Raw genomic sequence first — 14,541 nt, 5'->3', positions numbered from 1 at the left:
CTCCCACAGGAGATCTGTATTCGCTTCAGGTACCGGGCTTCGGCGTCCGGGCCAGGCAATACACATCAACCCGCGCCGCACCTGCATTCATCAGCAACCGCGCCAGCGCTTGAGCGGTCGCGCCCGTGGTCAGAACATCATCCACCAGTACCAGATGTCGGCCCTTAACCTGTGCATCAGGCGCCAGCGCAAAGGCGCTGCGCAAGTTGCGTTTGCGCGCCTTGGCATCGAGATCCTGTTGGGCATCGGTGTCGATGACTCGCCGCAGCAGCTGTTCTTCACAGGGCAAACCCAGCGAAACACTCAACCAGCGCGCGAGCATCGCCGCCTGATTGAATCCTCGCCGACGCAGGCGTTTATTGGCCAGCGGCACCGGTAGCAGCACATCGGGTCGCGGCAAGTCCTCGGCGAAGCGATGCTGCAGGTATTGGCCGAGAACGTCGGCGAGCAGGTGACCAAACGGCCATTCTGCGTTGTGTTTAAAGCGCGTAATCAGACTGTCCACGGGGAAGCCATAAACCCAGGGCACGGCGACCTGCTCGAAGGCCGGAGGCTCTAGCAGGCACTCGCTGCAAGTCAGGCCATCCGCCGCCAGCGGCAAAGCGCAGCTCTGACAATGACTGCCGAGCCAGGGCAATTCGGTTTCGCAGGCCTCGCACATTGGCATTTGTGCTTCTGCGGGCTCATCGCACAGCAAACAGGTCTGTATGTTTTTTAAACAGATGTAAACCTGTACTTGGTATTGCGGTTGACAGCGCATCGCTCTTCCTTAAATATGCCGAACATCCGTGTAGCGCCTGTGGATATTCCATCTTCCCCGGCGCCAGCCAAGCATAACCAAGGAATTGCCCATGAGCGCGAGCACCACTGCCACCCTGCGTCACGATTGGTCTCTGGCCGAAGTCAAAGCACTCTTCGTACAGCCATTCAACGACTTGCTGTTCCAGGCGCAAACGGTGCACCGCGCGCATTTCAACGCCAACCGCGTGCAGGTCTCGACACTGCTGTCGATCAAGACCGGCGCCTGCCCGGAAGACTGCAAATACTGCCCGCAGTCCGGGCACTACAACACCGGTCTGGAAAAAGAAAAGCTGATGGAAGTGCAGAAGGTCCTCGAAGAGGCGGCCCGCGCCAAAGCCATTGGTTCGACGCGTTTCTGCATGGGCGCGGCGTGGAAACATCCATCCGCCAAAGACATGCCGTACGTGTTGAAGATGGTTGAAGGGGTGAAAGCCCTCGGCCTGGAAACCTGCATGACCCTCGGCCGTCTCGATCAGGAGCAGACCGAAGCGCTGGCCAAGGCCGGTCTCGATTACTACAACCACAACCTCGACACCTCGCCGGAGTTCTACGGCAGCATCATCACCACCCGCACTTACAGCGAGCGCTTGCAGACGCTGGCCTATGTACGCGAGTCGGGAATGAAAATCTGCTCCGGCGGCATTCTCGGCATGGGCGAATCCCTGGACGATCGCGCCAATCTGCTGATCCAGCTGGCCAACCTGCCGGAGCACCCGGAGTCGGTGCCGATCAACATGCTGGTGAAAGTCGCCGGCACGCCGCTGGAAAACGCAGAAGACATCGACCCGTTCGACTTCATCCGCATGCTCGCCGTGGCGCGCATCCTCATGCCCCAATCTCACGTACGTCTGTCCGCCGGTCGCGAAGCGATGAACGAGCAGATGCAGGCCCTGGCATTTTTCGCCGGCGCCAACTCGATTTTCTACGGCGACAAATTGCTCACCACCGCCAACCCGCAGGCAGACAAGGACATGCAATTGTTCGCGCGCCTCGGTATCCAGCCGGAGGCCCGCGAAGAGCATTCCGATGAGGTTCATCAAGCTGCGATCGAGCAGGCACTGGTGGAGCAGAAGAGTAGCGAGCAGTTCTACAACGCTGCGGTGTAATAAACCGCGCGGATTGCCCTGAAGGAATGCAAAACCCCTGTGGGAGCGAGCCTGCTCGCGAAAGCGGTTTGGCCGCCAACATCCCTGTTGGATGTGACGCCCATTCGCGAGCAGGCTCGCTCCCACAGGGGATCTGTGTCATTTGAAAATCGAGGCCTGCATGTCATTCGATCTCGCCGCACGCCTTGCTGCCCGTCGTGCCGACAACCTCTACCGGCAGCGCCCGCTGCTCGAATCGCCGCAAGGCCCGCAAGTCGTGGTCGACGGCCAACCGCTGCTCGCTTTCTGCAACAACGACTATCTGGGCCTGGCCAATCATCCGCAGGTGATCGAAGCCTGGCGCGCCGGTGCCGAGCGCTGGGGTGTCGGCGGTGGCGCATCGCATCTGGTGATCGGCCACAGCAGCCCGCATCACGCGCTGGAAGAAGCACTCGCCGATCTGACCGGGCGCCCACGTGCGCTGCTGTTCACCACCGGCTACATGGCCAACCTCGGCGCGGTCACCGCGCTGGTCGGGCAGGGCGATACGGTACTCGAAGACCGGCTCAATCATGCCTCGTTGCTGGACGCGGGCCTGTTGTCCGGCGCGCGTTTCAATCGCTATCTGCACAACGACGCCGAAAGCCTGGGCAAACGCCTGGAGAAAGCCACCGGCAACACGCTGGTGGTCACCGACGGTGTGTTCAGCATGGACGGTGACATCGCCGACCTGCCGGCGCTGGCCCGCGCGGCCAAGGCCAAAGGCGCGTGGCTGATGGTCGACGATGCGCATGGCTTCGGCCCGCTGGGCGCCAACGGTGGCGGCATCGTCGAGCATTTCGGCCTGAGCCAGGACGATGTGCCGGTGCTGGTCGGCACTCTCGGTAAAGCCTTCGGCACCGCCGGGGCCTTTGTCGCCGGCAGCGAAGAGTTGATCGAAAGCCTGATCCAGTTCGCCCGCCCATACATCTACACCACCAGCCAACCGCCGGCGCTGGCCTGCGCGACGCTGAAAAGCCTTGAGCTGTTATGCAGCGAACACTGGCGCCGTGAACACTTGCAGACGCTGATTCGCCAGTTCCGCCACGGCGCGGAGCAGATCGGGCTGGAGCTGATGGACAGCTTTACGCCGATCCAGCCGATCATGATCGGCGATGCCGGCCGCGCGGTGCGGCTGTCGCAAATGCTCCGCGAGCGCGGCTTGATGGTGACCGCAATTCGCCCACCGACCGTGCCGGCCGGCAGCGCGCGGTTGCGCGTCACTCTGACCGCCGCCCACAGCGAGGCACAGGTGCAACAGTTGCTGGAAGGGTTGGCAGATTGTTTCGCCCGATTGTCGTTGGAGCCAGGCCATGCGTAATCGTCTGATCCTGTTGCCCGGCTGGGGCCTCGGCGTGTCGCCGCTGGAACCGCTGGCCGCAGCATTACGTGGCCTCGACGAACATCTGCAAGTCGAGATCGAACCCCTGCCGGAGCTGGACTCCGCTGACCTTGAAGACTGGCTCGACGAGCTCGATGCGCGCATTCCGCAGGAGGTCTGGCTCGGTGGCTGGTCGCTGGGCGGCATGCTCGTCTCTGAGTTGGCGGCACGACGCGGCGAGGCGTGCTGCGGGGTGCTGACGCTGGCGAGCAACCCTGCGTTTATCGCCCATGAACAGTGGCCGAACGCGATGCCTGGCGAGACGTTCGATGCGTTTCTTGCCGGTTGCCAGGCCGATCCGCGTACCACGCTCAAGCGCTTCGCTCTGCTATGTGCGCAAGGTTCACCAGACCCGCGCGGCTTGTCGCGCTTGCTGCTCGGTGGCGCGCCGGCCACCGCGCCGGCCGCGCTGATGGCAGGGCTGGAGCTGCTCGCGCAACTGGACACACGCCAGGCGTTGCAGGGGTTTCGCGGCCCGCAGTTTCATCTGTTCGGCGGACAGGACGCTCTGGTCCCGGCGGAAGCGGCCGGCGCATTGTTCGCGCTGTTGCCGGATATCGAAATTGGTCTGATCGAACAGGCCAGCCATGCTTTTCTGCTGGAAGACCCGCATGGAGTCGCGGGCGCGATCCAGGCGTTTCTACATGAGTGCGCTGATGACTGATCTGTCCCTTGTGCTGCCTGGGGGCTTGCCCGACAAGCGCCAGGTGGCGGCGTCTTTTTCTCGCGCTGCGGCCAGTTACGACAGCGTCGCCGAGTTTCAGCGTGACGTCGGCACGCAGCTGCTTGAGCGTTTGCCTGGGAGTTTCATGCCGTCGCGGTGGCTCGATCTCGGTTGCGGCACCGGCTATTTCACCCGGGCGCTGGCCTCGCGTTTCACCCAGGGCAGCGGTGTCGCGCTGGACATTGCCGAAGGCATGCTCAATCACGCCCGGCCGTTGGGTGGCGCTGAGCATTTCATTGCCGGCGATGCCGAAAGGCTGCCGTTGCAGGATGCGAGCATCGATCTGATTTTCTCCAGCCTTGCAGTGCAGTGGTGCGCCGACTTCGAGGCGGTGCTCAGCGAAGCCTTGCGCGTGCTTAAACCGGGCGGGATTTTTGCCTTTGCTAGTCTATGTACAGGAACGCTGTTCGAGTTGCGGGAGAGTTGGCAGCAGGTCGATGGGCTGGTGCACGTCAATCGCTTCCGTGAGTTCGGCCGCTATGAACAGTTATGTGCCGGCAGTGGCATGCGCATTTCGGCGCTGGAGAATCAGCCGCACGTGTTGCATTACCCGGATGTGCGCAGCCTGACTCATGAGCTGAAAGCGCTGGGCGCACACAATCTGAATCCCGGGCGGCCGGGCGGTTTGACCGGACGGGCGCGGATTCTCGGGCTGATCGACGCGTATGAGCGGTTCCGTCAGGCGTCGGGGCTGCCGGCAACGTATCAGGTGGTATACGCCGTGTTGGAGAAACCTCTATGAGCGCAGCCTATTTCATCACCGGTACCGACACCGATGTCGGCAAGACCACCGTTGCTGCCGGATTGCTCCATGCGGCGCGGTCGGCAGGCTTGAGCACGGCGGCGGGCAAACCGGTGGCTTCCGGGTGCGATGTCACGCCCAAAGGCTTGCGTAATTCCGATGCCTTGGCGCTGCTGGCCGAATGTTCGTTGCCGCTGACTTATCTACAGGTCAACCCGGTGGCGTTCGAGCCAGCGATCGCTCCGCATCTGGCGGCGCGCGAAGCAGGTGTGGCGCTGACGGTGCAATCGCTGCTGGCGCCGATGCGCGGGATTCTAGCGATGAACGCCGATTTCACCCTGATCGAAGGCGCGGGCGGCTGGCGGGTGCCGTTGGCCGATCAGGACAATCTCTCGGACCTGGCGATCGCACTGAAGCTGCCAGTGATTCTGGTGGTGGGCGTAAGGTTGGGGTGCATCAGTCATGCGTTGCTGACCGCCGAGGCCATTGCCCGCGATGGTCTGCAATTGGCGGGGTGGGTGGCGAATATCATCGATCCGAAAACTTCGCGGCTGGAGGAGAACCTTGCGACCCTGGCTGAGCGCATCCCCGCGCCGTGCCTGGGTCGCGTGCCAAAACTCAAGGCGTTGAGCGCCGAAGCGGTGGCCGAGCATTTGCAACTGGATTTGCTCGATTAAGTTTCTCGCTATGAACAGGCACTGTGCCATTAGTGTTTTTGACGGGTGTTTTGCCGGCGCGTCTGCTTCAATGGCGACCATTGATCCTTTGTAGGGACGAGCACGATCATGGAAATCTCCGGTAACACAGCTTTCTATGCGGGGCTGAGCTCGATTCAGTCCGGGCAGAACCGCGTCGATCAGGCTGCCAGCCAGATCGCCAACAACACCATCGAACGCTCGGTGACCAGCCAGTCGTCCGAAGTGCAGGTCAATCGCCTGCGCGGCGTGGATCGCGCACAAGAATCGGATCTGGCGAGCAATATCGTCGAGCTGTCGCAGGGCAAGATCCAGGCAGAGCTGGGTGTGAAAGTGGCCAAGGCTTCCGACGAAGTGCTCGGGACGATCATCGATACCTTCGCCTGATCGAACTTGTTGTAGACCTCAAAACGCCGCGCCCCTGTCGCGGCGTTTTTCGTTTAAGTCCTTCTTGCTCAACTAATCTTTTTACAACGCCCGTGGCTTACGTGAAGTCGCGGCGATTTCCAGTTTCCGGCATTTGGAGAACGTGATGACGAACGGCAAAAGATCGACGCTTGACAAGATTTCGGCGTAAACGTATGTTTCAAACAACTGTTTGACCGTCACAACAACTCAACACGGTCGTTCATTCCCGGTTACATCAGCAGAGGTTTATCGCTATGCCTGACTACAAGGCCCCCTTGCGTGATATTCGCTTCGTTCGTGACGAGCTGCTCGGCTACGAAGCGCACTATCAGAGCCTGCCAGCGTGCGCAGACGCCACGCCGGACATGGTTGACGCCATCCTCGAGGAAGGCGCCAAGTTTTGTGAGCAGGTACTGGCGCCGCTGAACCGCGTGGGCGACATCGAAGGCTGCACCTGGAGCGAGTCCGGTGTGAAAACCCCGACTGGCTTCAAAGAGGCGTACAAGCAATTCGTCGAAGGCGGCTGGCCAAGCCTGGCCCACGACGTTGAGCACGGCGGCCAAGGTCTGCCTGAGTCGCTGGGCCTGGCAGTGAGCGAAATGGTCGGTGAAGCCAACTGGTCGTGGGGCATGTACCCAGGCCTGTCGCACGGTGCGATGAACACCATCTCCGAGCACGGCACCCCTGAGCAGCAGGAAGCCTATCTGACCAAACTGGTCTCCGGCGAATGGACCGGCACCATGTGCCTGACCGAACCGCACTGCGGCACTGACCTGGGCATGCTGCGCACCAAGGCCGAGCCTCAGGCCGACGGTTCCTACAAAGTTTCCGGCACCAAGATCTTCATCTCGGCCGGTGAACACGACATGGCCGACAACATCGTCCACATCGTATTGGCGCGTCTGCCGGATGCTCCGGCTGGCACCAAAGGCATCTCGCTGTTCATCGTTCCAAAGTTCCTGCCAAACGCCGATGGCACCATTGGCGCGCGCAACGCAGTGAGCTGCGGTTCGCTGGAACACAAGATGGGCATCCACGGCAACGCCACTTGCGTGATGAACTTCGATGGCGCCACTGGTTACCTGATTGGCCCGGCGAACAAAGGTCTGAACTGCATGTTCACCTTTATGAACACCGCCCGTCTCGGTACCGCGCTGCAAGGTCTGGCTCACGCCGAAATCGGCTTCCAGGGCGGTCTGAAATACGCTCGTGATCGCCTGCAAATGCGCTCGCTGACTGGCCCGAAAGCGCCGGACAAAGCCGCTGACCCGATCATCGTCCACCCTGACGTGCGCCGCATGCTGTTGACCATGAAGGCGTTCGCCGAAGGCAACCGCGCGATGGTCTACTTCACCGCCAAGCAGGTCGACATCGTCAAATACGGCGTCGATGAAGAAGAGAAGAAGAAGGCCGACGCACTGCTGGCATTCATGACCCCGATCGCCAAAGCGTTCATGACCGAAGTCGGTTTCGAAGCCGCCAACCACGGCGTGCAGATCTACGGCGGCCACGGCTTCATCGCCGAGTGGGGCATGGAGCAGAACGTTCGCGACAGCCGCATTTCGATGCTGTACGAAGGCACCACCGGCATCCAGGCCCTCGACCTGCTCGGCCGCAAAGTGCTGATGACTCAAGGCGAGGCTCTGAAAGGCTTCACCAAGATCGTCCACAAGTTCTGCCAGACCAACGAAGGCAACGAAGCCGTCCAGGAATTCGTCGCGCCGCTGGCTGCACTGAACAAGGAATGGGGCGAGCTGACCATGAAGGTTGGTATGGCTGCCATGAAAGATCGCGAAGAAGTCGGCGCGGCCTCCGTGGATTACCTGATGTACTCCGGTTATGCCTGCCTGGCCTACTTCTGGGCTGACATGGCACGTCTGGCTGCGGAAAAACTGGCCGCCGGCACCAGCGACGAGGCGTTCTACACCGCCAAGCTGCAAACCGCGCGCTTCTACTTCCAGCGCATCCTGCCGCGTACCCGTACGCACGTGGCCACTATGCTGTCGGGTGCTGGCAACCTGATGGACATGAAAGAAGAAGACTTCGCACTGGGCTACTAAGCCTTAACGCAGTCTGACGAAAACCGCTGCTCCCGTTAGGGGGCAGCGGTTTTTTTGTTTGTGGATCGCTCAGATAGTCGAGCTTCCGGCCGTTACAGAGACCGTGTGTGATCTGGATCACATTGTATGGGCTTGGCCGCACTTTGCAGGCACAATGCCATCTCTTTGCTATGACGGGTCGGAGCTTACCCTTGCCGCGTTCTTCCGCTGTACGTTTCAGCCATTTCGTGCCATCACTGCTGTTATTGCTTGCGGGGCTGGCGGCTGCGTACGTCAAAGACCTCAGCGTGTTTTTCACGTCGCTGTTCAACGTTCTGCCGACATTGGTTCTGCTCCTCGGTGGCGCGTATTGCGCGGTGTATCGACGTCAGCGCGAACTGTTTCTGATGCTCACGGTGTACATCGCCTACTTTCTGCTGGACACCCAGACCGATTTCTACCGCGACAACGGCAAGGTTCGCGAGGACGCTGCGGTGGTGTTTCATCTGGTCTGCCTGCTGCTGCCGCTGTTGTTCGGATTATTCGCCGCATGGCAGGAACGTACCCATCTGTTTCAGGACATGGTCGCGCGCTTTGCCGTACTGCTGGCATTTGGCAGCGTGGCGCTGGGCCTGGAGCAAAGTTACCCACAGGCGCTACTGCTGTGGCTGTCGGAGATCCGCTGGCCGGCGCTGCATGGCGCATGGATGAGTCTGATCCAGTTGTCCTATCCGGTGTTCATCTCGGCCTTCCTGCTGCTGGCCTGGCAATACTGGCGCAACCCGCGTCCGTTGCATGCGGCGCAACTGGTCGGCTTGCTCGGGGTGTTCTGGATGCTGCCGAAGACCTTCATTCTGCCGTTCACCCTGAACATCATGTGCAGCCAGGTGATGCTGATGATCGCCGCCGCCGTTGCGCATGAGGCCTATCAAATGGCCTTCCGCGACGAGCTCACCGGCCTGCCGGGACGACGTGCGCTCAACGAGCGCATGCAGCGTCTGGGGCGCAACTATGTGTTGGCGATGAGCGACGTCGATCACTTCAAGAAATTCAACGACACCCATGGCCATGATGTCGGTGACCAGGTGCTGCGCTTGGTCGCCAGCAAGCTGTCGAAAATCAGCGGTGGCGGTAGGGCGTATCGCTACGGCGGTGAGGAATTTGCCTTGGTGTTTGCAGGCAAAACCCTTGAGGAATGCATGCCGCACCTGGAAGTGATCCGCGAATCGATCGCCTCCTACAGCATTCAGCTACGCAACCAGGAAAACCGCCCGCAGGATGATCAGCAAGGTCGCCAGCGCCGCAGCGGTTCCGGGGCTTCGGCGGTGTCGGTGACGGTGAGTATCGGCGTCGCCGAACGCGTGGAGCAACGCACCCCTGAAGAAGTGCTCAAGTCCGCCGACCAGGCGTTGTACAGCGCCAAGGGCGCCGGGCGTAACTGCGTCATGGCATTCGGGCAGAACCGCCGTGGCGCGGTGCGCATGGACGCTGCTGCGGGTTGAGTGATGACGGCGCATTCAGCGCCTGCACGATGATTGCCGCACGTGGTGGCCAGCAGTAGGTTGGAGGCATCTGCTGACGGAGAAGCCACCATGCCCGAGTACAAAGCTCCGCTGCGCGACATGCGCTTTCTGATCGATCACGTCTTCGACTTCCATACCAACTACGCCAATCTCGGCGCGCATGACGCCAGCCCGGACATGATCAGCGCGATCCTCGAAGAAGGCGCGAAGTTCTGCGAGAACGTGCTGGCCCCGCTCAATCGCAGCGGCGACGAAGAGGGCTGCCATTTCGACAACGGCGTGGTGACAACGCCTACAGGCTTCAAGCAGGCCTTCGCACAATATGTCGAGGGCGGCTGGCATGGGTTGGCGGCTGATCCGGCTTACGGTGGCCAAGGGTTGCCGAGTTCGCTAGGGCTGGTGATCAGCGAGATGGTCGGTTCCAGTAACACGTCCTGGGGCATGTACCCGGGCCTGACCCATGGCGCGATGTCGGCGATTCACGCTCACGGCACCGCCGAACAGAAAGACACCTACCTGAGCAAACTCACCGCCGGCCAGTGGACCGGCACCATGTGCCTGACCGAAGCGCACTGCGGCACTGATCTGGGCATCATCAAGACTCGCGCGGTGCCCCGGGCCGACGGCAGCTACGCGATCACCGGCAGCAAGATTTTCATTTCCGCCGGCGAGCATGACCTGAGCGACAACATCATCCATCTGGTCCTGGCAAAGCTGCCGGACGCACCGGCCGGAACCAAGGGCATTTCCCTGTTTATCGTGCCCAAGTTCCTGCCCGATGCAGCAGGCGAAGCGGGAGAGCGCAATGGCGTTTCCTGTGGCTCGATCGAGCACAAGATGGGCATCAAGGCTTCAGCCACCTGCGTGCTGAACTTCGATGCCGCCACCGGTTACCTGATCGGCGAGCCGAACAAGGGCCTCAACTGCATGTTCACCATGATGAACCACGCGCGGCTCGGCACCGGCACGCAAGGGCTTTGTCTGGGCGAGGCGAGTTTTCAGGGTGCGATCAAGTACGCCAACGACCGCCTGCAGATGCGCGCGCTGACCGGCGCCAAGGCCCCGGAAAAACCTGCCGATCCGATCATCGTCCACCCCGATGTGCGGCGCATGTTGCTGACCATGAAAGCTTTCAACGAAGGCAACCGCGCGCTGACCTATTTCACCGCGCAGATGCTCGATGTCGCGCACCTGAGCAGCGACGCCGAGGCGCGTCAGGAGGCCGAAGACCTGTTGGCGTTCCTCACGCCGATCTGCAAGGCGTTCATGACCGACACCGGGCTGGAAGTGACCAATCACGGCATGCAAGTGTTCGGCGGCCACGGTTTCATTCGTGAGTGGGGCATGGAGCAACTGGTGCGCGATTGCCGGATTGCGCCGATCTACGAAGGCACCAATGGCATTCAGGCGCTGGACCTGCTCGGGCGCAAGGTGCTGGGCAGTCAGGGCAAGCTGCTGCGGGGCTTTACCAAGATCGTCCACAAGTTCTGCGCAGCGAACGCCGACCACGCGCAATTGGGCGGCTTCGTCGCGCAACTCAACGGGCTCAATCAACAGTGGGGCGACCTGACCATGAAGGTCGGCATGGCCGCCATGAAGAACCCGGACGAAGTCGGCGCCGCATCGGTGGATTACCTGATGTACAGCGGCTACATCATCCTTGGCTACCTGTGGCTGCGCATGGCGTTGGTTGCGCAGGCACAGCTGGAGGCGGGCGAGGGTGAGGCTGATTTCCTCAAGGGCAAACTGGCGACGTGCGAGTTCTACTTCAAGCGCTTGCTGCCGCGTACGGCTGCGCATCAGGTGGCGATCGAGGCGGGGAGTGATTGTTTGATGAATTTGCCGGCGCAGGCGTTTGCCTTGTAGGGCAGATCGAAAGATCGCGGCGATCTTTTTCCGGTGACCAAAAATAACAAATCAGTCACCGGTTGACCCTATGTGTCGCAAAAGTTGTTGAGGTACACTCCGGATCAACGAAAACATCATTCCACGAACCACCTGTTTAGATCTTGCGAGGTTTGCCATGGCTGACTACAAAGCGCCGCTGCGCGATATGCGCTTCGTCCTCAATGAAGTGTTCGAAGTCGCCAAACTCTGGGCCGAGCTGCCGGCACTGGCCGAGACCGTCGACGCCGAAACCGTTGAAGCGATTCTCGAAGAGGCCGGCAAGGTCACCAGCAAAAGCATCGCGCCGCTGAGCCGTGCCGCTGACGAGGAAGGTTGCCATTGGGCGGACGGTGCCGTCACCACGCCGGCCGGTTTCCCACAGGCCTATCAGACTTATGCTGAAGGCGGTTGGGTCGGTGTTGGCGGCGATCCGGCCTACGGCGGCATGGGCATGCCCAAAGCCGTGTCGGCGCAAGTCGAAGAAATGGTCAACTCCGCCAGCCTCGCGTTCGGTCTGTATCCGATGCTGACCGCTGGCGCCTGCCTGTCGATCAATGCCCACGCCAGTGAAGAACTGAAAGCTGCGTACCTGCCGAACATGTACGCCGGCATCTGGGCCGGCTCCATGTGCCTGACCGAGCCGCACGCCGGCACCGATCTGGGGATCATTCGCACTAAAGCCGAACCTCAGGCCGATGGTTCCTACAAGGTCAGCGGCACCAAGATCTTCATCACTGGCGGCGAGCACGACCTCACCGAGAACATCATTCATCTGGTACTGGCCAAGCTGCCGGACGCCCCGGCCGGTCCGAAAGGCATTTCGCTGTTCCTGGTGCCGAAGTTCATGGTCAATGCCGACGGCAGCCTCGGCGCACGCAACCCGGCCAACTGTGGCTCGATCGAGCACAAGATGGGCATTCAGGCCTCGGCGACCTGCGTGATGAACTTCGACGAAGCCGTGGGTTATCTGGTCGGCGAGCCGAACAAAGGCCTGGCCGCAATGTTCACCATGATGAACTACGAGCGCCTGGGCGTTGGTATTCAAGGCCTGGCCACGGGCGAGCGCTCTTATCAGAACGCTGTTGAATATGCGCGCGATCGTCTGCAGAGCCGTTCGCCGACCGGTGCGCAGAACAAGGACAAAGTCGCTGACCCGATCATCGTCCACCCGGACGTGCGACGCATGCTGCTGACCATGAAAGCCTCGAACGAAGGCGGCCGTGCGTTCTCCACGTATGTGGCGATGCAACTGGACACCGCCAAGTTCAGTGAAGACGCGACCACCCGCAAGCGCGCGGAAGATCTGGTGGCGTTGCTGACGCCGGTGGCGAAAGCCTTTCTGACCGACCTGGGTCTGGAAACCACCGTCCACGGCCAGCAGATCTTCGGCGGCCACGGCTACATCCGCGAGTGGGGCCAGGAACAACTGGTGCGCGATGTGCGCATCACCCAGATCTACGAAGGCACCAACGGCATTCAGGCGCTGGACCTGGTCGGGCGCAAGATCGTTGGCAGTGGCGGCGCGTTCTACCAGCTGTTCGCTGACGAGATCCGCCATTTCACCGCAACCGCCAGCGCCGATCTGGGCGAGTTCACCAAACCGCTGAACGATGCCGTCGACACCCTCGACGAGCTGACCGCTTGGCTGCTGGACCGGGCGAAAAACAATCCGAACGAAATCGGCGCGGCCTCGGTCGAATATTTGCAAGCGTTCGGCTACACCGCTTACGCCTACATGTGGGCGTTGATGGCCAAAGCCGCGCTGGGCAAGGAAGCGCAGGAGGATTTCTACGCGAGCAAGCTGGGCACCGCGCGCTTCTATTTCGCCCGTCTGCTGCCGCGTATCCACTCGTTGAGCGCGTCGGTCAAGGCCGGTAGCGAGTCGCTGTTCCTGCTGGATGCGGCACAGTTTTGATCCTGTAGACGTCATGTAAGCATTTGCTTACGTGACGTGCTGCTGTTCTCCCATATCCGTATATTGGATCCACGGCTAATCTACATTTCATGGACGTCGCGCAGGAAGCGCAAAGTAAACAACACGGACACGTAGGATTCTGCCAGGGTGGCGGAGTGAAATGGATGTCAGGGAAACAGTCTGCAAAGCCCCGCTTCGGCGGGGTTTTCTTTTGCCTGAAGAAAAGTTTCAGGCAAGCGGATCGAGAGGCGGCTTCATTTCGCGATCGATCACCTCTTCAAGCAATGTCCGCAGCAATGCCAACGAGGCCTGCTGGCGTTGCACATCACGGCACACCAGGCCAACTTGCAACGGCACCCGTGGCTCGCTCAGCGGTTTCCACAGCAGATCTTCGTCGTCGTATTCCTTTTGCGAACGTCCCGGCAGCACCGTTGCCAGCCTGGTGTGCGGCAGGCTATCGAGAATCCCCAGCATAGTGTTCAGCTCGGCCTGCACCTGCGGGCGTCGTCCGAGGCTGGTCAGTTGTGCCTGCCAGATCTGCCGGATCTGGAACTCTTCGCCGAGCAGCAACATGGGCAGCTCAGCAGCCTGGCGCATCGAGACTTTCTTGAACTCGCGCAAGGGATGGTCCGCCGGGATAACCAGCGTCAGTTCATCTTCGTACAGCAACACACCGTGCAGACCGGGTTGGCGCGGCGGCAGATAGCTGATGCCGATGTCCAGGGAACCATTGAGCAGACGCCGTTCGATTTCCAGCCCGGTCAGTTCATAGATCTGCACCACCAGATGCGGCTGCGCCTTGCGCACACGCTCGAGCATCTGCGGCACGAGGCTGGTGTGCACCGTTTGCAACACACCGATCGCCAGGGTGCGCAACGCCTGCCCCTTGAAATTACCCAACGCCTCGCGCGCCCGCTGCAAGCCATCGAGCAATGGCAACGCGTGGTTGTACAGCGTATGCGCAGCGAGGGTCGGCAGCAGGCGTTTACTGCTGCGTTCGAACAGGGTGACGTCGAGGTTCTGCTCCAACTGACGGATCTGTTGCGACAGCGCTGGTTGCGAGATCGAGAGGCGCTCAGCCGCACGGCCGACATGGCCTTCTTCGTAGACCGCGACGAAATAACGCAGTTGTTTGAAATCCATAAGTAGCGCTTATCGAAATGGCTGTGAAATCGAAATGGCCTGGAGCCGTTTGCGCGCCTAGTCTAACCGCATTCACAAGGCTTGCAGGGCCAGAAAGCGTGACGAATTCCATTTGCTTCGTTCGTGATTACATAGGCAGTTCAAAAAACCTCCAGCGAG

The 14,541-nt window shown here is 60.9% G+C and carries 12 protein-coding genes; 10 read left to right on the top strand and 2 right to left on the bottom strand.

What is annotated here, in order from left to right; genetic code table 11:
* Nucleotides 1-25 precede the first annotated feature (25 nt).
* Nucleotides 26-760 (bottom strand): ComFC family protein, encoded by a 735-nt coding sequence (locus tag KVG87_RS04250; RefSeq protein WP_217849471.1) that lies wholly within the window; start codon nucleotides 758-760, stop codon nucleotides 26-28.
* Nucleotides 761-851: 91 nt separating this feature from the next.
* Between KVG87_RS04250 and bioB the strand changes: the two genes are divergently transcribed.
* The 10 genes from bioB (at nucleotide 852) to KVG87_RS04200 (ending at nucleotide 13,239) form a co-directional block, all read left to right on the top strand.
* Nucleotides 852-1,907, top strand: a complete 1,056-nt coding sequence (bioB, locus tag KVG87_RS04245; protein WP_016772860.1) for a biotin synthase BioB — start codon at nucleotides 852-854, stop codon at nucleotides 1,905-1,907.
* Nucleotides 1,908-2,067: 160 nt separating this feature from the next.
* Nucleotides 2,068-3,246 (top strand): 8-amino-7-oxononanoate synthase, encoded by a 1,179-nt coding sequence (gene bioF, locus KVG87_RS04240; RefSeq protein ID WP_217849469.1) that lies wholly within the window; start codon nucleotides 2,068-2,070, stop codon nucleotides 3,244-3,246.
* Nucleotides 3,239-3,970, top strand: coding sequence for an alpha/beta fold hydrolase (locus KVG87_RS04235; RefSeq protein ID WP_217849467.1), 732 nt, complete (start codon nucleotides 3,239-3,241; stop codon nucleotides 3,968-3,970). The genes bioF and KVG87_RS04235 overlap by 8 nt, the downstream gene beginning before the upstream one ends.
* Nucleotides 3,963-4,772, top strand: a complete 810-nt coding sequence (bioC, locus tag KVG87_RS04230) for a malonyl-ACP O-methyltransferase BioC (RefSeq protein ID WP_217849465.1) — start codon at nucleotides 3,963-3,965, stop codon at nucleotides 4,770-4,772. The genes KVG87_RS04235 and bioC overlap by 8 nt, the downstream gene beginning before the upstream one ends.
* Nucleotides 4,769-5,449: a dethiobiotin synthase gene (bioD, locus tag KVG87_RS04225; RefSeq protein ID WP_217849463.1), complete on the top strand. Its 681-nt coding sequence runs from the start codon at nucleotides 4,769-4,771 to the stop codon at nucleotides 5,447-5,449. The genes bioC and bioD overlap by 4 nt, the downstream gene beginning before the upstream one ends.
* A 108-nt stretch (nucleotides 5,450-5,557) precedes the next feature.
* Entirely contained in the window at nucleotides 5,558-5,854 is a 297-nt protein-coding gene (locus KVG87_RS04220; protein WP_016772865.1) for a hypothetical protein, read from the top strand.
* A 275-nt stretch (nucleotides 5,855-6,129) separates the two neighbouring features.
* Nucleotides 6,130-7,935 (top strand): phenylacyl-CoA dehydrogenase, encoded by a 1,806-nt coding sequence (locus KVG87_RS04215; protein WP_024014564.1) that lies wholly within the window; start codon nucleotides 6,130-6,132, stop codon nucleotides 7,933-7,935.
* Between the two features lie 191 nt (nucleotides 7,936-8,126).
* Nucleotides 8,127-9,416 carry a GGDEF domain-containing protein gene (locus KVG87_RS04210; RefSeq protein WP_076564364.1) on the top strand — a complete coding sequence of 430 codons (1,290 nt, stop codon included), beginning with the start codon at nucleotides 8,127-8,129 and terminating at the stop codon, nucleotides 9,414-9,416.
* A 90-nt stretch (nucleotides 9,417-9,506) separates the two neighbouring features.
* A complete protein-coding gene (locus KVG87_RS04205; protein WP_217849461.1) occupies nucleotides 9,507-11,303 on the top strand; it encodes an acyl-CoA dehydrogenase C-terminal domain-containing protein in 1,797 nt (598 codons plus the stop codon).
* A 157-nt stretch (nucleotides 11,304-11,460) separates the two neighbouring features.
* Nucleotides 11,461-13,239, top strand: coding sequence for an acyl-CoA dehydrogenase C-terminal domain-containing protein (locus KVG87_RS04200; RefSeq protein WP_041476717.1), 1,779 nt, complete (start codon nucleotides 11,461-11,463; stop codon nucleotides 13,237-13,239).
* A gap of 228 nt (nucleotides 13,240-13,467) precedes the next feature.
* Here KVG87_RS04200 and KVG87_RS04195 read toward each other — a convergent pair whose 3' ends face one another.
* A complete protein-coding gene (locus KVG87_RS04195) occupies nucleotides 13,468-14,382 on the bottom strand; it encodes a LysR family transcriptional regulator (protein WP_071173828.1) in 915 nt (304 codons plus the stop codon).
* Between the last annotated feature and the right edge of the window lie 159 nt (nucleotides 14,383-14,541).

Source organism: Pseudomonas siliginis (assembly GCF_019145195.1).
GTDB classification, from domain to species: Bacteria; Pseudomonadota; Gammaproteobacteria; order Pseudomonadales; family Pseudomonadaceae; genus Aquipseudomonas; species Aquipseudomonas siliginis.
This window is presented reverse-complemented; position numbering and strand designations above follow the sequence as displayed.

What these genes read in the sequence shown, in the direction of transcription:
- KVG87_RS04250 (WP_217849471.1), bottom strand. Translation starts at nt 760, where the DNA reads ATGCGCTGTCAACCGCAATACCAAGTACAGGTTTACATCTGTTTAAAA.
- bioB (WP_016772860.1), top strand. Translation starts at nt 852, where the DNA reads ATGAGCGCGAGCACCACTGCCACCCTGCGTCACGATTGGTCTCTGGCC.
- bioF (WP_217849469.1), top strand. Translation starts at nt 2,068, where the DNA reads ATGTCATTCGATCTCGCCGCACGCCTTGCTGCCCGTCGTGCCGACAAC.
- KVG87_RS04235 (WP_217849467.1), top strand. Translation starts at nt 3,239, where the DNA reads ATGCGTAATCGTCTGATCCTGTTGCCCGGCTGGGGCCTCGGCGTGTCG.
- bioC (WP_217849465.1), top strand. Translation starts at nt 3,963, where the DNA reads ATGACTGATCTGTCCCTTGTGCTGCCTGGGGGCTTGCCCGACAAGCGC.
- bioD (WP_217849463.1), top strand. Translation starts at nt 4,769, where the DNA reads ATGAGCGCAGCCTATTTCATCACCGGTACCGACACCGATGTCGGCAAG.
- KVG87_RS04220 (WP_016772865.1), top strand. Translation starts at nt 5,558, where the DNA reads ATGGAAATCTCCGGTAACACAGCTTTCTATGCGGGGCTGAGCTCGATT.
- KVG87_RS04215 (WP_024014564.1), top strand. Translation starts at nt 6,130, where the DNA reads ATGCCTGACTACAAGGCCCCCTTGCGTGATATTCGCTTCGTTCGTGAC.
- KVG87_RS04205 (WP_217849461.1), top strand. Translation starts at nt 9,507, where the DNA reads ATGCCCGAGTACAAAGCTCCGCTGCGCGACATGCGCTTTCTGATCGAT.
- KVG87_RS04200 (WP_041476717.1), top strand. Translation starts at nt 11,461, where the DNA reads ATGGCTGACTACAAAGCGCCGCTGCGCGATATGCGCTTCGTCCTCAAT.
- KVG87_RS04195 (WP_071173828.1), bottom strand. Translation starts at nt 14,382, where the DNA reads ATGGATTTCAAACAACTGCGTTATTTCGTCGCGGTCTACGAAGAAGGC.